General features: G+C 68.6%; 17 protein-coding genes and 1 pseudogene. 9 read left to right on the top strand and 9 right to left on the bottom strand.

Going from position 1 to position 17,824, the window contains the following annotated elements:
- Nucleotides 1-133: 133 nt before the first annotated feature.
- Nucleotides 134-421 (top strand): annotated as a pseudogene (locus VNJ48_RS06305) (transposase); the annotation flags it as partial.
- Between the two features lie 87 nt (nt 422-508).
- Here the strand turns inward: VNJ48_RS06305 and VNJ48_RS06300 are convergent.
- The 3 genes from VNJ48_RS06300 to VNJ48_RS06290 form a co-directional block, all read right to left on the bottom strand.
- Entirely contained in the window at nt 509-1,657 is a 1,149-nt protein-coding gene (locus VNJ48_RS06300; RefSeq protein ID WP_325600188.1) for a hypothetical protein, read from the bottom strand.
- Nucleotides 1,654-2,151: a SigE family RNA polymerase sigma factor gene (locus tag VNJ48_RS06295; protein ID WP_325600186.1), complete on the bottom strand. Its 498-nt coding sequence runs from the start codon at nt 2,149-2,151 to the stop codon at nt 1,654-1,656. The genes VNJ48_RS06300 and VNJ48_RS06295 overlap by 4 nt, the downstream gene beginning before the upstream one ends.
- Nucleotides 2,152-2,281: 130 nt before the next feature.
- Nucleotides 2,282-2,746, bottom strand: a complete 465-nt coding sequence (locus VNJ48_RS06290) for a GNAT family N-acetyltransferase (RefSeq protein WP_325600184.1) — start codon at nt 2,744-2,746, stop codon at nt 2,282-2,284.
- A gap of 229 nt (nt 2,747-2,975) precedes the next feature.
- Here VNJ48_RS06290 and VNJ48_RS06285 point away from each other — a divergent pair, with 229 nt between their 5' ends.
- The 6 genes from VNJ48_RS06285 to VNJ48_RS06260 all read left to right on the top strand — a co-directional run bounded on the left by VNJ48_RS06285 (nt 2,976) and on the right by VNJ48_RS06260 (nt 9,785).
- The gene (locus VNJ48_RS06285; RefSeq protein WP_325600182.1) at nt 2,976-3,314 is read left to right on the top strand and encodes a VOC family protein; all 339 of its coding nucleotides are present in this window, start codon (nt 2,976-2,978) and stop codon (nt 3,312-3,314) included.
- Between the two features lie 40 nt (nt 3,315-3,354).
- Nucleotides 3,355-3,999, top strand: coding sequence for a class I SAM-dependent methyltransferase (locus VNJ48_RS06280; RefSeq protein ID WP_325600180.1), 645 nt, complete (start codon nt 3,355-3,357; stop codon nt 3,997-3,999).
- Between the two features lie 273 nt (nt 4,000-4,272).
- Nucleotides 4,273-5,406, top strand: a complete 1,134-nt coding sequence (locus VNJ48_RS06275; protein WP_325600178.1) for an IS110 family transposase — start codon at nt 4,273-4,275, stop codon at nt 5,404-5,406.
- A 254-nt stretch (nt 5,407-5,660) separates the two neighbouring features.
- Nucleotides 5,661-7,259, top strand: a complete 1,599-nt coding sequence (locus VNJ48_RS06270) for a GMC family oxidoreductase (protein WP_325600177.1) — start codon at nt 5,661-5,663, stop codon at nt 7,257-7,259.
- 1 nt (nt 7,260) lies between these two features.
- A complete protein-coding gene (locus VNJ48_RS06265; protein ID WP_325600175.1) occupies nt 7,261-8,826 on the top strand; it encodes an aldehyde dehydrogenase family protein in 1,566 nt (521 codons plus the stop codon).
- A 35-nt stretch (nt 8,827-8,861) separates the two neighbouring features.
- Nucleotides 8,862-9,785 carry an ATP-grasp fold amidoligase family protein gene (locus VNJ48_RS06260; RefSeq protein ID WP_325600173.1) on the top strand — a complete coding sequence of 308 codons (924 nt, stop codon included), beginning with the start codon at nt 8,862-8,864 and terminating at the stop codon, nt 9,783-9,785.
- A gap of 43 nt (nt 9,786-9,828) precedes the next feature.
- On the opposite strand, the gene VNJ48_RS06255 is transcribed toward VNJ48_RS06260, so the two are convergent.
- Nucleotides 9,829-10,659: a methyltransferase domain-containing protein gene (locus VNJ48_RS06255; RefSeq protein ID WP_325600171.1), complete on the bottom strand. Its 831-nt coding sequence runs from the start codon at nt 10,657-10,659 to the stop codon at nt 9,829-9,831.
- Nucleotides 10,660-10,687: 28 nt separating this feature from the next.
- Entirely contained in the window at nt 10,688-11,830 is a 1,143-nt protein-coding gene (locus VNJ48_RS06250) for a YihY/virulence factor BrkB family protein (protein ID WP_325600169.1), read from the bottom strand.
- 59 nt (nt 11,831-11,889) lie between these two features.
- Between VNJ48_RS06250 and VNJ48_RS06245 the strand changes: the two genes are divergently transcribed.
- Nucleotides 11,890-12,411 carry an NUDIX domain-containing protein gene (locus VNJ48_RS06245; protein ID WP_325600167.1) on the top strand — a complete coding sequence of 174 codons (522 nt, stop codon included), beginning with the start codon at nt 11,890-11,892 and terminating at the stop codon, nt 12,409-12,411.
- Nucleotides 12,412-12,432: 21 nt separating this feature from the next.
- Here the strand turns inward: VNJ48_RS06245 and VNJ48_RS06240 are convergent, their stop codons facing one another.
- Nucleotides 12,433-13,284, bottom strand: coding sequence for a hypothetical protein (locus VNJ48_RS06240; protein ID WP_325600165.1), 852 nt, complete (start codon nt 13,282-13,284; stop codon nt 12,433-12,435).
- A gap of 21 nt (nt 13,285-13,305) precedes the next feature.
- Entirely contained in the window at nt 13,306-15,087 is a 1,782-nt protein-coding gene (locus VNJ48_RS06235) for a diguanylate cyclase domain-containing protein (RefSeq protein WP_325600163.1), read from the bottom strand.
- A 115-nt stretch (nt 15,088-15,202) separates the two neighbouring features.
- On the opposite strand from VNJ48_RS06235, the gene VNJ48_RS06230 reads away from it, so the two are divergent.
- On the top strand, nt 15,203-15,739 hold the full coding sequence (locus VNJ48_RS06230) for an N-acetyltransferase (protein WP_325600161.1): 537 nt from the start codon (nt 15,203-15,205) through the stop codon (nt 15,737-15,739).
- Nucleotides 15,740-15,786: 47 nt separating this feature from the next.
- Here the strand turns inward: VNJ48_RS06230 and VNJ48_RS06225 are convergent, their stop codons facing one another.
- On the bottom strand, nt 15,787-16,803 hold the full coding sequence (locus VNJ48_RS06225) for an Atu2307/SP_0267 family LLM class monooxygenase (RefSeq protein WP_325600159.1): 1,017 nt from the start codon (nt 16,801-16,803) through the stop codon (nt 15,787-15,789).
- Nucleotides 16,804-16,827: 24 nt separating this feature from the next.
- Nucleotides 16,828-17,820 carry a beta-ketoacyl-ACP synthase III gene (locus VNJ48_RS06220; protein ID WP_325600157.1) on the bottom strand — a complete coding sequence of 331 codons (993 nt, stop codon included), beginning with the start codon at nt 17,818-17,820 and terminating at the stop codon, nt 16,828-16,830.
- Nucleotides 17,821-17,824 lie beyond the last annotated feature (4 nt).

Below are 17,824 nucleotides of genomic sequence, written 5' to 3'. Positions count from 1 at the left end.
GACCTCGAGGCTGTCGCCTATGCGCTCAACAATCGGCCCCGCAAGGTCCTCGGGTGGAAGACACCTGCTGAGGTCTTCGAGGAGCAACTACGCTCCCTTCAACAACCCGGTGTTGCATCGACCAGTTGAACTCGCCCAATTCCGTTCGAAGAAGGTCGTGCGACTGCTGAAGAACAACGGCCTGCGCGGCTCGATGGGCCGCGTCGGGTCCTCCGGGGACAACGCCGCCATGGAGTCCTTCTTCAGCCTGCTGCAAAAGAACGTGCTCGACACCAGACGTTGGGATAGCCGCGAGGAACTCCGTCTCGCGATCGTGACCTGGATCGAAACCAAGTACAACCGCCGCCGTCGCCAACGAGCCCTGGGCAAGCTCACTCCCGTCGAGTTTGAGATGATCTACGCAGCCGCAGACGCGGCCTGAGAACCATCAACCCCTGGTGTCAACCAAACCCGGGGCAGACCCTGTGGTTGCCGAAACGCGACGTGAGCAGAGGGCCGACGAGGTCGCCTACTGCCGACACACCCGCATCACTTGAGCCTGCCCGCCCCACCAGGTGACCTCTGGGCGGGAAAAGATCGGTGGGCAGTTCTTCGCGGTCAGCATGTGCGATCCGGACGAGGTGACGATGCCGTTGCCGAAGCACCACTGGGTATAGACGTAGGCGTCCGCGAGCAACGAGTCGTCCGCGTCGAAGAAGCGGAGGACCACCGCGGAGTCGCCGAACATGTCCGGCGAGCAGTTCTGCGGCTCGTCCGGTCCTTGCCCCGCGGGCGAGGCGACGATCGCGGCAGCCAGATCCTGGGCTTGTTGTCCTGTCATGCGCCATGAGCCTTGCAGCCACTCGGCGCCGCTGATGCGGGAGTAGTCGCAGACTGCGATCGACTGAACGTCCACCGCTGGTGGCACGGGGTCACCGTCTGGTTGTGGGAACCCGGCGGTGAAGGGCGAGCTGGTCTGGCAGCCGACGTGGTTTGTCTCGACCGTGCGTGCGGAGTCGAATACCTGCTCGGCGATGTCTGCCGCATCCGGAGAAGTGAGCACCGAGATCTGTACATCGTCGTAAGTCCGGCGCGAGAGGCGCCACCCCTGATGTGTCCACTGCCCGTCGACCCGGTCGGGCAGCTGGCTCGCGTCGGGAACGGCAACATCCAGTCGGACGTGTGGCTGCCACAGCGGGAGGGGCAGATCGCCGAACGCCGGGTCGGGGTTGCCGGGACGCGGCGCAGTGCAACCGATCATCGGGGAGGCTCGTTGCACCGGGGTCACCGTTACATATGGCGCGGTCGGGACTCCCTCTGCCCATGGGTCGTTGGGGTCGTCAGGGTCGATGCAGTCGGGCCTGACAACCTCACGGCCAAAGTCCCATCGGGCTGGAGCGCGGACCTCGACGGCGTGCAGTCCTATCCACTTCCACTCGGACTCATCGACCACCGTCGTGCTCTCTGCAACGGACGGGTCGGGGGAATCTTGACCGCCGACGAGGGCGGGAACCACCAGGAATGCGCCAACCACGACTGATGCCACTGCGGCGGTGATGACCGCGACCTCGCGACGTCGACGAGCGGATCGGTTGAGGGCGGCCAGGGCGGGTGCCTCCGACGCGTGCTTCGCCAAGGCGTTGCGGAAGGCGCCTTCCTCGCGCCTGAACTCGGTCACCGGACATCTCCCGGGGACAGGCGCCCGCGCAAAGTGGTCAGAGCGCGGTGAACGTGTGAGCGTGCAGTGGCCTCGGGACACCCCAGGACCTTGCCGATGTCGGCGTAGGTCAGGTCTTCGTAGAAGCGCAGAACCACTGCAGCCCGTTGCCTGGCAGGTAGCTCAGCGCACAGTTGCCAGGCGACGTCGCTGTCAGGTGATTCGTGAACTGCTTCGAGGGGAGGTTGCGAGACGACCCTCAGCCGGCGAAGTTTCCTCCACCTGGAGATTGCCCCGTTGGTGATGGCTCGGCGGAGGTAGGCCTCAGGATCGCCCTGGCGGCTGATGCTTCGCCACCGGGGCCACGCCTTCTCCAGCGCCGCCTGAACGAGGTCCTGGCTCTCCGATACATCGCCGCACACCAAGTACGCGTACCGCGTCAACGCCGGGCCACGGGCGGCCACCCACGTCTCGAAGTCGTCAGACTCCTCCTGGGACGGCGCCGCCGCGATCATTTGCACAACCTATTCACGCGAGCGCGGCGCAGTTCGTTGCACCCGGGTGACACTCCGTCCCCGATCGTCACGTCAGCATCCGAATCCGCCGCGATCCGCGCGATCGTCCCGTTCAAGGATCCGCCGATCGCTATCTGGTGATGTTGAGGCTCAGCGTCGCTAGGTCGGCGTTGATCGTGAAACCGCACTGGCGGTACAGCGCGAGTGCCGCGACATTGTCCGGTTCGGTTTGCAGAGACAGCCGCAGCGCACCGGCATCGCTGGCGGCTTGTTGGATGGTTTCGACCAGCCGACGGGCGATGCCTTGGCGACGCACCGCAGGCTCGGCGAATAGGTCGCGTAGCTGCCAGAACCGACCCAGCCCAAGAGATGCCGGGACCTGGTGAACGGCTGCGAATCCGACCATCCGCGGACCGTGGTAAGCGCCGTAGAACTCAAGCTCGCGGGATCTGGCCGTCTCGCCGACCCACGCCCGTGTGGCGGCCGGAGCCGACGACTGGCCGTAGTGGATCCGGTACAGCTCGAACAGGCTCGCCAGCTCGGCGACCGCGTCCGACATCGGATCGACAGGACGACAGGCGACGGTTTCTGGCACCAGCACAGCCTACGAGTGCGGCCACTGCGGCAGCACCATCATCGAAGAAGGATCAGCGCGCGCCCATCCTCAAACGACACGATCCATGGACTGCCACTGAGCGACCGCAGAGCACCGCCGCCTATCGCCGAAGGTCACATCGGTTGGCATCCCGCCGTCCCCCGAAGACGACCGCCATAGTTCCTGGCAGCCGGCGCCAGACCCGCGGACGCCTCGGTACGGTGAGCCGATGGTGTCGTTCATCAAGTCAGTGACCTTCGACTGTGAGGACGCTCTGGTCGTCGCGACGTTCTGGGCCGCCGTCCTCGGATCAAGCGTTGACGAAGAGAGCACAGTTGATCGGGCGTGGGTGGAGCCCCCTGGTTGGGGCGGTCCCAACCTCTGGTTCCGCCGAGTACCCGAGGCCAAGTCGGCGAAGAATCGTCAGCACTTCGATCTCCGCGCCCCAGGAGACCTTCGCGCCGAGGTCGACAGGCTGCGCTCGTTGGGGGCGCGAGTCCTGGTCGAGGGCGACGATCTGGTCGTCATGGCCGACCCGGAGGGCAACGAGTTCTGCGTCGAGCCCTGAGCCGCGCGGCCGTCAAGATGACGACTGAGACCCTGTGACCATGGAACCCGCAGACTTCTACTCCGGCATCGTCGTCGACGCGTACGCCAAGCTGAAGTCATCCACGTTTGATGCCGAGCCCTACGACGAGTTCGTCAGGACGTACGGCGAACCAGCACTGGAGCTCGGCTGCGGTGACGGCGAACCGCTGCTGGACCTCTGCGCCGAAGGCCTCGACGTCGACGGTGTCGACTCCTCGGCGGACATGGTCGAGCGCTGCCGCGAGAACGCAGCTGCGCGCGGGCTCGACACCCAGGTCTTCCACCAGCGCGTCGAGTCGATGGACCTGGAGCGTCGCTATGCCTCGATCTACCTGGCGGGCCCGACGTTCAACCTGCTGCCCGACGACGAGACGGCCGGGCGCGCCCTCCGCGCCATCAGTGAGCACCTGACCGAGGACGGGGCGGCACTCATCCCGTTGTGGATCCCCCAGCCCACGCCGGACCAGGAACTCGGGGTCACGCGCGTGGCCCAGGACGCGTCAGCGGCCGAGCTCAGGTACACGCCGCTCTCGGAGACCTACGACGAGCCTCGCCGTACGCGAGTGACCACGTCCCGCTACGAGCGGGTCACACCGCAGGGAACGGAACGCGCGGACAGGGAGTGGATCATCCACTGGCACACTGTGAGTGTTGGGAGCGGTTGACCTGAGGTCGACCGGCAGGGTGAGATCGCTGGCCTGCTGCCGTGCTCGTGACTCCTGGCACGCTTGACCCCACTGCGTGGGTGTCTTCGCGGAGACCTGTCCGGTCGTGGCGGTGGACCGGTGGTCGATCTCTGCCCACCGCCTGGCCTGATCAGAAGCTTGCCCGTCTCTTACTCGAGACGTGGCTCATCACAGTGATGCCGTGCAGTGACTTCCTCAGCGATGACCACCGGTCCGACGAAAGGTCCCAACGAGAGGAAGGAACAGATCGCCATGACCATGCTCGCAGACAACACCGGGAAGGCCCCGGCGCCGACCCTGACGACGCCAGCACCGGTGGTAGCCGATGCCTACAGGTTCGTCATCGGAGTCGACACCCACGCCAGGTTCCACTGCTACGCCCTTGTGGAAGCCGGCACCGGCCGGGTCCTCGATGAGGCCGCGTTCCCCACCAGCCGGGCCGGACTGGGCAGGGCCGCAGAGTGGATCGGACGCCGCACCGCAGGTCAGGTCGAGGCAGTGCTGGTCAGCTGCGAAGGCACCGGCAGCTACGGCGCCCGCCTGGCCAAGACACTGACCGATCTCGGCTACCGGGTCGTCGACGCGCCCTCACCCAAACGGGAGCGCGGTGGGAACAAGAACGACACCATCGACGCGATCAAGGCCGCCCGCAGCCCGTTGCCCAAGCGCGCCGACCGGCTCGCCGACGTCCGCAACGGGGAGCTCCAGGAGGCATTGAAAGTGCTGCTGGCCGCACGAGAACGGATGAGCAAGGAATCGACGCGCTCGATCAACGCGCTGACCGCGCTGTTGCGTATCCACGACCTCGGCCTCGACGCCCGCCGCAAACCCACCAGGCCCCAGATCAGCCAAATCAGCCGGTGGCGCACCCGCACCGAGTCCCCGGTGATCGCGATCGCCCGCGCCGAGGCCGTCCGGCTGGCCACCAGGATCGTCCAACTGCACTCCGAACTGGACGCGAACAAGACCCAACTACGCCAGATCGTCGCCGCCCAGGCCCCGGTGCTGCTGGAGATCTACGGCGCCGGGCCCATCAACGCCGCCATCGTGCTCTCGGTGTGGTCCCACGCCGGTCGAATCCACCACGAAGCAGCCCTGGCCCGCATCGCCGGCGTCTCCCCGATCGAGATGGCCTCGGGAGGCTCGAGCGAGCACCGGCTCAACCGCGGCGGCGACCGACAACTCAACCGCGCCCTGCACTCGATCGCCAAGACCCGCATGGAACGCGACCCCGACACCCAGCCCTACATCGAGCGACGCACCCGAGAAGGACTCAGCAAACGACGCATCCGACGCTGCCTCAAGCGCTACATCGCCCGCCAGATCTTCCGCACCCTCGCCGCCGCCAACACCCCTGACACCCCGGACCCGGCCCTGGCTGCTTGACACACATAGAAGCGTCTCCCCCGTCCTTCGCTGGCCTCTGCGAAGGGGCGGGCCTGCAGGTCGTGAACATGGTCGACGACGACACGGACGAACCTGCATCAGGGTCCTCGACCAGCTTCACCGTCACCGTCCGGAGGCAGCCGAAGTAGGGCTGGCTGTCCATTCGGGTGGCTTCCTCCCTTGTTGCGCGTGGTCCCCCTGCCTAGGGTTCAAGGATCGCGGCCGCGCCGGCCGCTCGGGCTAGGAGGACTGCCGTGGCCGACCGGGAACGCTTCGACTACATCGTGGTGGGGGCCGGCAGCGCCGGCGCCGTCGTCGCGGCCAGACTGAGTGAGGACCCCAGCACCTCGGTGCTGCTGCTCGAGGCGGGCGGTGAGGCCGTCGCCGACGAGATCACCATCCCGGCCGCGTTTCCCAACCTCTTCAAGACCCGTTGGGACTGGAACTACACGACGACCGAGCAGAAGCAGCTCGAGGGGCGTCGGGCCTACTGGCCGCGGATGAAGGCGCTCGGCGGGTGTTCGTCGATGAACGCGATGATCTACATCCGCGGCAACCGCGCCGACTACGACACCTGGCGCGACGCGTACGGCGCAACCGGGTGGGGGTACGACGACGTCCTGCCTGCCTTCATCCGGTCGGAGGGCAACACCCGACTGGGAGGGCGCTTCCACGGCCAGGACGGGCCGCTGCACGTCGAGGACCGCCGCTACACCCATCCGCTGACGACCGCGTGGGTCGAGTCGGCCGTCGCTGCGGGCTTCAAGCCCAACGACGACTTCAACGGCGCGGAGCAGGAAGGTGCCGGGCTCTACCAGGTGACCTGCCGCAAGGGCCGACGCTGGTCGACCGCGAAGGCCTATCTCGAGCCGGCGCGGACCCGGCCGAACCTGACCATTCGTACCGGGGCGCTCGTGGAGAAGGTGGTCATCGAGGACGGCCGCGCCGTGGGTGTCACCTATCAGTACGGACAGGCCAGCCACACGACGTACGTCGATGCCGAGGTGGTCCTCTCCGGCGGCGCGGTCAACTCACCCCAGCTGCTCATGCTCTCCGGGGTCGGACCCGGAGCCCACCTCCGCGAGGTCGGCGTCGACGTCCTCGTCGACCTCCCCGGCGTCGGACAGAACCTCCACGACCACCCCGCGGCCCCGATGGTCTTCCGCACCCGGGGCATCTCGGACCTGATGGACCACAACAACCTCGTCCAGTTCGCCCGGGCGAAGGCGACCGGCACCGGGCCGCTGGTGTCCAACATCGGTGAGGGTGGCGGGTTCTGGCGCACTCGCGATGACCTCTCCGCGCCGGATCTGCAGGTGCACGTGGCACCCAGCGGCTTCTACGACAACGGCCTCCACGAGGCGACGAGTCGCGCCGTGACCGTCGCCCCGACCCTGGTCGACGTGCAGAGCCGCGGCACGCTCAGCCTGCGCTCCCTCGATCCGCGCTGGCACCCGGACATCGACCCGCGCTACTACGACGACCCGATCGACCTCGCGGCGATGGTCGCGGGCGTACGCCGCCTGCTCGAGACGGTCTCCACCGGGCCGCTGGCCGAGCACGTCGCGGGCCCCGGGCTCCCCACCATGGCGGACTGGGGCGATGACCCCACGGACACGCAGATCGAGACGCACCTGCGTGCCTACACCCAGACGCTCTACCACCCGGTGGGCACCTGCGCCATGGGCAGCGACGAGCGCGCCGTCGTCGATCCCGAGCTGCGCGTGCGTGGGGTGGACGGCCTGCGCGTCGCCGACGCCAGCGTGATGCCGGTGGTCACCCGCGGCAACACCAACGCTCCTTCGATCATGGTCGGCGAGCGTGCGGCCGACCTCCTGCGCGGAAAGGCCTGACATGAGCACCGACATGAGCACCGAGACGAGCACCAGCGAGGGCGTCCAGACGCTCGAGTCCCTCAGCCCCGCCACCGGCGACGTCGTCGGGGTGCACCGGATCGACACCGCCGAGTCCGTGGACGCGGCGGTCGCCCGCGCCCGCGAGGCGAGCAAGTGGTGGGCCGGCCTCGGCTTCGACGCCCGCCGGGAGGTGCTCGGCCAGTGGCGCAGCGTCCTCACCCGTCGGATGGCACAGCTCGCCGACGTCGTGCACCAGGAGACCGGCAAGCCGCACGGCGACGCGCAGCTCGAGATCGGCCTCGCTCTCGACCACCTCGCCTGGATCGGTTCGCATGCCGAGAAGGTGCTCGGCCGCAAGCGCGTCTCCCCCGGCCTGCTGATGGCCAACCAGGCCGCGTCGGTGGAATACCTCCCGCTCGGTGTCGTCGGTGTCATCGGCCCCTGGAACTACCCCGTCTTCACACCGATGGGCTCGATCGCCTACGCCCTCGGCGCCGGCAACGCCGTGGTGTTCAAGCCCAGCGAGCTGACACCGGGCGTCGGCATCTGGCTGGCGGACAGCCTGCGCGAGGTGGTGCCGGACCACGACCTCCTGCAGGTCGTCATCGGGTCCGGTGAGACCGGCGCGGCGCTGTGCCGCGCCGACATCGACAAGCTCGCCTTCACCGGCTCGACCGCGACCGCCAAGTTGGTGATGGCCACCTGCGCGGAGAACCTCACCCCGGTGCTGATCGAGGCCGGTGGCAAGGACGCGTTGCTCGTCGACGAGGACGCCGACCTGGTCGCCGCCGCCGACGCTGCGGCGTGGGGAGCCTTCGCCAACGCCGGCCAGACCTGCACCGGCATCGAGCGGGTCTACGTGCACGACAAGGTCCACGACCAGTTCCTCGAGGAGCTGGCTCGCCGAGCCGGCACTGTCCATGCCGGCACCGACGCCGGCGCCCAGATCGGACCGATGACGATGCCGAGCCAGGTTGACGTCGTACGCCGCCACGTGGCGGACGCCCTCGCCCGCGGCGGTCGCGCGGTGGTCGGCGGGGCCGACGCCGTCGGCGACCGCTTCATCCAGCCCACCGTGCTGGTCGACGTACCAGAGGACTCCGCAGCCGTCCTCGAGGAGACCTTCGGCCCCACCGTCACCGTGCGCAGGGTGCGCGACATGGACGAGGCGGTCGAGCTGGCCAACGCCTCCCGCTACGGCCTCGGGTCGGCGGTCTTCTCCCAGAAGCGCGGACCGGAGCTGGCGCGTCGCCTGCGCACGGGGATGACCTCGATCAACTCGGTGATCTCCTTCGCCGCCGTACCAGGCCTGCCCTTCGGCGGGGTCGGCGACTCGGGCTTCGGTCGCATCCACGGACCCGACGGGCTCAAGGAGTTCACCTACGCCAAGGCCGTGACCCGCGTGCGGTTCAAGCCAGCGCTGAACCTCACCACGTTCGACCGCACGCCGGAGCAGGACACCCTGGTCGCCTCGATGCTGACCGCCCTGCACGGACGGGCGACCCAGCTGCCGAAGATGCCTCGGCGCCCCTTGGCCACCCGCGGCGGGCGCAGCCGCGCCTGAGCCCTCGGGTTGGGGGCACCGGGCAGGATGCAGCAGTGATCGCATTCGTGGGCTCCCTACCTGACTCGGCGCGGCCCGTGGCGTGGCGCGAGCGGAGCCGGGTGGTCCGCTCGTGGCGCCTGTGGCGCACGCGCAACCCGCGCACCTTCAACGAGAAGGTCCGCTACAAGATGCTGCGCGACCATCGCCAGCTCATGGTGACCTACGCCGACAAGGCCGCCGTGCGTGATCACGTCGCCTCCGTCGTGGGCACGCACTTCCTGCCCGGACTGCTCCACGTCTTCGACGATCCTCAGGCCCTCGTCGACGCCACCCTGCCCTCCGCATACGTCATCAAGCCCACTCACGGCAGCGGCGTCGCGATCATCGTCTCGCCGACCGCCGACCCAGCTGCCCGGCTCCCCGCTCGCCAGCACAGCTGGGCGTACACACACATACGACCCGAGTTCGCGCCCACCGAGCAGCTCGCAGCACTGGGCGAGTCCTGGTTGGAGCAGTTGTACGGCCAGGGTCCCAACCGGGAGTGGGTCTACGGCAACGTCCCCCGTCGCATCATCGTGGAGGAGTTCCTGGTCGGACCGGACGGGGCCGTCCCGGACGACTACAAGTTCTTCGTCTTCCACGGCACCTGTCGCTACGTCCAGGTCGACCGGGGTCGCTTCGACCGCCGGACCCAGGACTTCTTCACCCCGGACTGGAGTCACCTGCCCCTCAGCGGCGGCAACCCCTGGGCCGCCCCCTCCATCGCGCGCCCCGAGCGTCTCGAGGAGATGCTCGAGCTGGCCGAGCGTCTGGGTGGCGGGACCGACTTCGTGCGGGTGGACCTCTACGACCTCCCCGATCGGATCGTCTTCGGGGAGCTGTCGAGCTTCCCGGCCGGCGGGGACAGCCCGTTCGAGCCGGAGTCGTTCAACCTGGAGTTCGGTCGCCACTGGCACCCGCCGCGCCGCTATCGCTGAGTGCTTCGCGTCAGTGCTCACGGCGAGGGCAGCGTGGTGATGCTCAGCGCGTGCCGACGACCGCGTACATCGTCAGAGACATGGAGAAGCGTCCGTCTCGGGCCGCATCATGCGCGGTCGCAACGAATCCCTCGAGGTCGCTCGGGTCGAGCTCGCCGGCGTCGACCATGTCCTCGCCGAGGTCACGCATGGAGAAGCAGCCGTCAGGCGCCGGTGAGGTGTCCGGGTCCCAGTCCGACCACACCTGGGTCGCCTGAGTCGACTCGACGTCGCAGAAGCCGGCGGCCCTCGCCAGGTCGACCAGGCGTCGGCCCACCCGGGACGGCCGGTGGCGCTCGACGGCCATCGTCTGCTCGACCGCCGCCGTCAGCCCCTCGTCACCGATGTCGAGGCGCAGGGATCCCCAATCGGTGTCGATCAGGGAGACGCGTCCCCCGTCCCGGAGCACCCGGGCCAGCTCGGTGAGTGCCGACCGGGGCTCCGGCAACCACTGGAGGACGCGCTCGGCGCGAGCTGCGTCGAACGACCCGGACGGGACGCCCAGCGCCATGGCATCGCCCGGCGCGAAGCGGGCAGGGCACTCGACATCCCAGCCGGTGCGGGCCGCGTCGAGCATGGCGGTGCTGGTGTCGAGCCCCAGCACCTCGCCGGCCGGACCGAGAGCTGCCGCCAGGGTGCGTGCGGCTTCGCCGAGACCGCACCCGACGTCCAGCAGTCGCTCGCCCGGAGCCAGTGCCAACCGGTCGCACTCCCAGGTCCGGAGGTCGATGGTCGCCGGCCAGGAAGCAGTCACGACCATGCTCTCCAGGAGAGCCTGCGGGTCTGGGGCAGCATCCACCTGCTGATAGCCCGAGGGTTGGTTGTCGGCGCGCATGGTCGAAGGCTAGGCCGCCAGCGGGCGCTCAGCGCTGTGAGCGTTCGGAATCCTGCCCGGCCTTGCTCTCGGGCTGCTCCCCCGACGCCTCCCCCGACTCCGCGCCCGGCTCAGACTCCTCACCTCGGGTGCGGCGGAGGGTACGACCACGCTCGATGTCCTCGCGCTCCTTCTCGTCCGCCTTCTCGATCTTCGAGGTGTCCCGTGCCGGCAGCTGGATCTCCTCCTCGGCCGGCAGTCCGGCCTGGAGCTCGCGGGCGCGCTCGAGCTCAGCGTCCAGCTCCGCTCCGAAGAGCAGCGCCAGGTTGGTGATCCACACCCAGAGCAGGAAGACGATGCCACCGGCCAACGAGCCATAGGTCTTGTCGTAGCTGGAGAAGTTGGCGACGTAGAAGCCGAAGAGCGCAGATGCGATCACCCACACCACGATGGCCACCACCGCCCCGACGCTGATGAAGCGGAACTTCTGGTGCTTGACGTTCGGGGTCGCGTAGTACAACAGCGCCACGATGAGGACGACGACGGCCAGCAGGACGGGCCACTTGGCGATGTTCCAGGCCGTGACCGTGGCGGAGCCGAGTCCCAGGGCATCTCCCACTGCCTCGGCGGCCGGCCCCGAGATGACGAGCCCGAGAGCCACGATCGCCACCAGGAGCACCGTGACGGCGGTGACCAGCAGCATCATCGGGCGCAGCTTCCAGAAGGGTCGGCCCTCGTCGATCTCGTACACCCGGTTCATCCCGCGGCCGAAGGCCCCGACGTAGCCGGAGGCAGACCACAGCGCCGCGGCGAGCCCGAATGCAAGCCCGAAGCCGGCGGTCTCGGTCGCGCTCAGGTCCTCCAGCCTCGGCTTGAGGGTATCGGCCACGGTGCCGGCCCCCACGTCCCGCAGGATGTCGAGCAGGGTCTTGATGGTCTGCTCACCCTGCCCCACCAGTCCGACCAAGGACAGCAGCGCGATCACCGCCGGGAAGAGTGCCAGCACCGCGTAGTACGTCAGGGCGGCTGCCAGATCCGTGCACTGGTCGTCTGAGAACTCGCGGAAGGTCTTGCGCAGGACGTACTTCCACGACGGCTTCGTGAGCTGAGCAGGCGAGTCAGGCGTGTCGGCGCCCTCGGCGGGGGCGTCCTTGCGGTCAAGGTGGTCGGGGCGGTCCGTCTGCGAGGTCACACCCTGACGTGCCCACGGAGGACGCAAATCATGCGCGCAGCCCGTGCCAAGATGCCGCAATGACCGACACGACCGCACCCGTCGCAGTTCCCGATCCCGCCCCTGTCACAGCGGCGCGCGCCGTCCGGGCCGCGACCAAGGCCATCATCATCCGGGACGGGCACCTCCTCGTCACCGTGAACTCGGGCGAGTTCCCCACGTTCTACCTGTGCCCCGGTGGCGGTCAGGAACACGGCGAGGACGCTCACGAAGCCCTGAGACGGGAGTGCCGAGAAGAGATCGGCTGTGACGTGCTGGTCGGTGACTTCGCGTTCCTCCGGGACTACATCGGGGCCGATCACGAATTTGCGGAGCACGACGGTGATCACCACCAGCTCGAGGCCTACTTCTTCTGCGAGCTCGCTCCCGGGGCGGAGCCGCAGCTCACATCCGAGGCCGACACCTGGCAGACCGGGGTCGCGTGGCTTCCTCTGGCCGACCTGGCGGACCTGGCGGACCAGCCGCTGTGGCCCAAGGCGCTGGCGCGGTGGTTGCACTCCCCGGAGGACACGCGCCCGGGCTACCTGGGAAACGTGAACTGACGACGGCGGCCCCGCGCAGCCTCAGTCCAGGATCGTGTATCGCTGCAAACGGCGACCCGACCCACGGGAGCTGGCCTTGCACTCGGCGGTCGTGAGGACCTTCGTGGGACTCATCCAGCCCTGTGAAGGCTTGTGCAGGACCCAGTCGGCCCCGAGGGTGACAGCGGCGTGCTGGACGAGGCCGTCCGGCGAGCGCCAGACGAGCACCGTGCCGGGCTCGTCGTCGTCCCCGCCGGGGCGCGTCTTCTCGGCGAGCCAGTGCTCGAACGGTTCGCGCAGCATCCACACGGCGTCGGCCCCGACGATCCCGGCTGCGGCCATCACGGTCCCGAAGCAGTTCGGGCCGCTCCCGGGAGGGAACGTGCCTGCGTGGCGGCGGGCGCTGGGGAGTCGGCGGGCTGCCGCGTCCCAGACGTCCTCAGGGACCTGATGGTGCCGACTGGCCAGGCGACCGTCCTCGATGTAGGCCTTGAGCACCTGCTCCTCACGTCCGTCCAGCAGCGAGCGCCACCACACGAATCGGTGCCCGTCGGCCTGCGCACGGGCGTCGTCACCCACCACGTCGGCCCATGCCCGGACACTCGGCACGAGCTCACGGCCATGGGATCGCTGAGCACGCACGAATGCCGCTCGTTGCGGCCGCGCGAGAGACCTGAACTGAGCCTCACTGAGCCAGACGTACTCCAGACCGCTCGGAAGTCCGTAGAGGCAGTAGGTGTCGCGCACCTCGACGGTGAGCGGGGCCCCCACCGTCTGCTCGTCGACGGAGCCGGCCAGATCGGCACTCGCCAGGAACGGTTGGACCAACGGAGCGAACCACCCGACCCACTGCGCAACCAGAGAATCGGACACGTCGATGTTCAAGGTCCGCACCCCGGGAGGCTAGCGAACGCCTCAGAAGCTGCTGGCGGCCTGGAAGCTCGAGGGCAGTGGTGCCGTCTCGATGCGGCCGCGACCGCCGTGCTTGGCGACGTACATCGCGGCGTCGGCGTCACGGAGCAGCACGTCGGGGTCGTCGCCGTGGGCGGCGACGGCCAACCCGACGCTGAGGCTCGTCCGCAGGACCAGCCCGTCGACGAGGATGGGCTCCTGGATCGCGCGACTCGCCCGTTCCAGCACTCCGTTGGCCTCGTCAAGGGAGGCGACGTCGTGGAGCACGATGACGAACTCGTCGCCCCCCAGGCGGGCGACCGTGTCCTCCGCGCGGACCGACTCCTGCAGGCGACGGGCGACTTCCTTGAGGACCTCGTCGCCGACCTGGTGCCCGTGCGTGTCGTTGATGCTCTTGAAGTGGTCGAGGTCGCAGAAGCCCACCCCGACGTTGACCTGGTTTCGATCGTTGCCGAGGGAGACCGTCAACCGGTCCATCAGCAGGCTGCGGTTCGCAAGACCTGTCAGCGGGTCGTACAGAGCCCGGTGCTGCAGGTCGTAGCGGGCCTTCCTGACCTCGGTGACGTCCTCGATCTGGCTCACGAAGTAGGCCAGGCCGCCGCTCTCGTCGCGGAGCACGCTGACGGCCAGCCGGCCCCACAGCACGGACCCGTCCTGCTGCACGTATCGCTTCTCGAGCTCGTAGCTGTCGATCTCGCCGGCCACGAGCTGGTCGAGCAGCGCCAGGTCGAGCGTCTGGTCGTCGGCGTGGGTGACGTCGTGGAACGACAGGTTGGTCAGCTCGTCGGCGGAGTAGCCCAGCATCTGGCACAGGCGCTTGTTGGGCTCCACGAAGCGGTGATCGAGGTCGACGAGCGTCATACCGACCGGGGCGTTCTCGACCGTGTTGCGCAGTCGTTGGTCAAGCTGCTCCTTCTCGAGCCGAGCCTTGGAACGGTCGGCCCTGGCACGCTGCGCGATCACCAGACCAGCGAGGCTGGCGATGGCGGCCGCGAACAGCAGGGCCCACTCGTTCAGGTCGTTCTCGGCGCCCGGGGCAAGCAGCGCAGCGCGAGGCGCATCGACGACGTAGGTCCATTCCGTGCCCTGGACGGCCTGGGCGGCCAGCACGCGGTCCCCAGCCTCCACCGGGCCCTGGTCGGAATCGCGGAAGGTGGAGAACATCCGTTGGGCCATGGCGGTCCCGCCGGATGAGGCGATCACGTCGCCGGTGGAGTCGAGCAGCACGGCGTTGGTGCCGGCGACGGGCTGGCGGGCGATGTACGCGGCCAGGGCGCCTCCGGTGAGGTCGAACTCGGTCGACAGCACGGTGATCTGGTCGGACGTCATGACGGGAAGGGCGAAGCCGACCACCGGCTCGCCGTCCACCATCGACGCGACGACGTCCGAGACGGCCGACGAACCCTCGAGAGCTGCCTGCAGGTGGGGGTACGTCGATGCCAGGTCGGTCCTCGGGCCCTCAGTCACCTCGGGCGCCTGTGCCACGACCTGACCGTCGCGGTCGAGCAGCACGGCCGAGGGGATGCCGAGGAGGTCTGTGTTGGCGCCGAAGTCTGCTGGCTTCCAGGTCTCCCGCGACACCTCCCGAACCAGTCGCCTCTCGGCCATGAAGACGTCGTCGACGTAGGTCTCCACCACGCTGCTGCCGGCGTCTGCGCGGCTCTGGAAGCGGTCGACAAGCGCGTCTCGCTCCTGTGCCTGACTGCGGACGACCATCAGACCGAGCGCGACCATGACGAGCAACCACAAGCACAGCGGGCCGGCCAGTCCTCGTAGTCGCGTCATGCTTGCGAGACTAGGACTACTCCCGCCAACTTGTTGCGATTTGCCCAAACTGGTAACCCCTCATCGACAGTCGTGCTCACGCCCGTCGGCGCCGGCTTCTCCTTACACTCACGAAATGCCTGCCTCGGTCCGCCTCGCCACCACCCACGATGCCGCCGCGCTTCACCGCATCGCGGCGCTGACCTTCCCGCTCGCGTGCACACCGCACACGCCTGCGTCGGAGAAGGAGTCCTACATCGGCGAGCAGCTGACGGAGTCCGCCTTCGGCCGCCACCTCGATGATCCCAAGCGGACCCTCCTCGTCGCGGTCGACGACGCGTCGCCCGAGCTGATCGGCTACTCGATGCTCACCAGCGGGGAACCCGCCGATGTGGAGGTAGCGGCCGCGCTACGCCACCACCCGACGATCGAGCTGTCGAGGATGTACGTCCACCCTGACCACCACGGTGACGGGACCGCCGGCCGGCTGATGGCGGCAACCCTGGCGGAAGCACGGGAGTCCGGGGCCGCCGGAGTCTGGCTGGGCGTCAGTGAGGAGAACGTCCGCGCCAACGCCTTCTACGCCAAGCACGGGTTCGAGCAGGTGGGACGCAAGCAGTTCCGCATCGGCGACCGGGTCGAGGACGACTTCGTGCGCGAACGTCCTCTGTGACGGGGCGCTCGGGCTGACAGGTCCCCCTCAGCCGGGACGGACGTGCGCTACGCGGTCCTGACCATCGGGGCGACCTCGGTCCCGAGCAGCTCGATGCCGCGCAGCAGGTCGTCATGGGCGAGCCGCGGGTTGGTCATCTGGAGGGACAGCCGGTCCACGCCACCCAGCTGCTCGGAGACCCGGTGGATCTTGTCGGCCACCGTCTGGGGGTCGCCCATGAAGAAGGCCCCGTCGGGCCCTGACGTGGCGTCGAACTGCTGCCGGGTCGGAGGGGCGAATCCTCGTTCCCGCGAGACCTTGGTGAACATCTCCTCCCATCCCGGATAGATGGTGTCCGAGGCCAGCTGCGTCGTCTCGGCGACGAAGCCGAAGACGTGCAGCCCGACCTGGAGCTGCTCGGGCGGGTGTCCTGCCTGGGCGCCGGCGCGCCGGTAGAGATCGACGAGCGGGGCAAATTGGCGCGGCTCGCCGCCGATGATCGCCACCATCAGCGGCAGGCCGAGCAGTCCGGCCCGAGCAAATGACTCGGGCGTGCCACCGACCCCCACCCACACGGGGAGCGGGTCCTGGACGGGGCGCGGATAGACGCTCTGGGCGGCCATGGGCGGACGGTGCCTGCCCGACCATGTCACCTGGGTGGCGTCGCGGAGCTTCAGCAGCAGATCGAGCTTCTCGGTGAAGAGCGTGTCGTAGTCGGCGAGGTCCAACCCGAACAGCGGGAAGGCCTCGGTGAAGGAGCCGCGTCCCACCACCAGGTCGATCCTCCCCTTCGAGATGATGTCCAGGGTGGCGAACTGCTGGAACACCCGCACCGGGTCGGCCGCGCTCAACACGGTCACGGCGCTGCCGAGTCGTATGCGCTCGGTGCGAGCAGCGGCGGCCGCCAGGATGACTGCCGGAGCGGAGTCGTAGTACTCGCTGCGGTGGTGTTCGCCGATGCCGAAGGAGTAGAGGCCGACCCGGTCGGCCAGCGTGATCTCCTCGAGCAGGTGTTCCATCCGCTCGACAGCGCCGATCACCTCCCCGGTGGAGGGGTCGGTGACTTCGGAGACGAAACTGTCCACGCCCAGATGCATCGGTCGCGAGGCCTACTCGTGTGGCGGCAGGGTGACGACCTGCCCGGCGTAGCTCAAGCCCGCACCGAAGGCGATCAGCAGGGCCAGGTCACCGGCCTTGGCCTGGCCGGTGCGGAGCATGGCTTCCATCGCGAGCGGCACGGAGGCGGCGGAGGTGTTGCCGGAGTCCACGACGTCGGTCGCCACCGCAACCGACTCCGGCAGCTTGATGTTGCGCGACAAGGTCTGGGTGATGCGCAGGTTGGCCTGGTGCGGGATGAACGCGTGCAGGTCGTCGATCGAGACACCGGCGCTCGCGAGCGCCTCGTGGACGACCTCCGCCATCGCAAACGGTGCCCAGCGGAAGACGGCCGTACCCTCCATCTGCACGACCGGGTGGTCGGCGCCTCCCCCGATGCAGCTCGGGGTCTGGTTGATGACGTGGGCCTGGGAGCCGTCCGAGCCCCAGGCGGTCGGGCCGATCCCCGCCGTCTCGGACGGTCCCACGACCACTGCCCCCGCGCCGTCGGCGAAGATGAACGCCGTACCGCGGTCGGTGGGATCCATGAAGCGGCTCAGCTGCTCGACTCCGATGACCAACACGTGGCTCTCGGCCCCCGACCGGACCATGGACGTGGCCAGGTTGAGTCCGTGGCAGAAGCCGGCACAGCCCGCCGAGATGTCGAAGGCCGCACAGGTCGAGCCCAGCCGGTCGGCGATCTGGGCAGCTGATGCAGGCGTGTGCTCGGGGTAGGTCGACGTGGCGACGATGACGCAGCCGAGCTGGTCGGCGCTCACGCCAGCAACCGTCAGCGCCCGTTGGGCAGCGGCGGTCGCCATGGTGATGAGGTCCTCGTCGGGACCCGCGAAGCGTCGCGTCTTGATCCCCGAGCGGGACTGGATCCACTCGTCGGAGGAGTCGAGGACCTCACAGATCTCGTCGTTCGTGACGACCCGCTCGGGCCGGTAGACACCCAGGCCGAGCATGGCTGCGTCGGTCAGGTCGTTCGCCTGCTGAATCGTCATGGGG

The sequence above is a fragment of the Nocardioides sp. genome, from assembly GCF_035576065.1.
Taxonomy (GTDB): domain Bacteria; phylum Actinomycetota; class Actinomycetes; order Propionibacteriales; family Nocardioidaceae; genus Nocardioides.
Note: the sequence above shows the minus strand (reverse complement) of the source record. Positions and strands in the feature narration are given on the sequence as shown.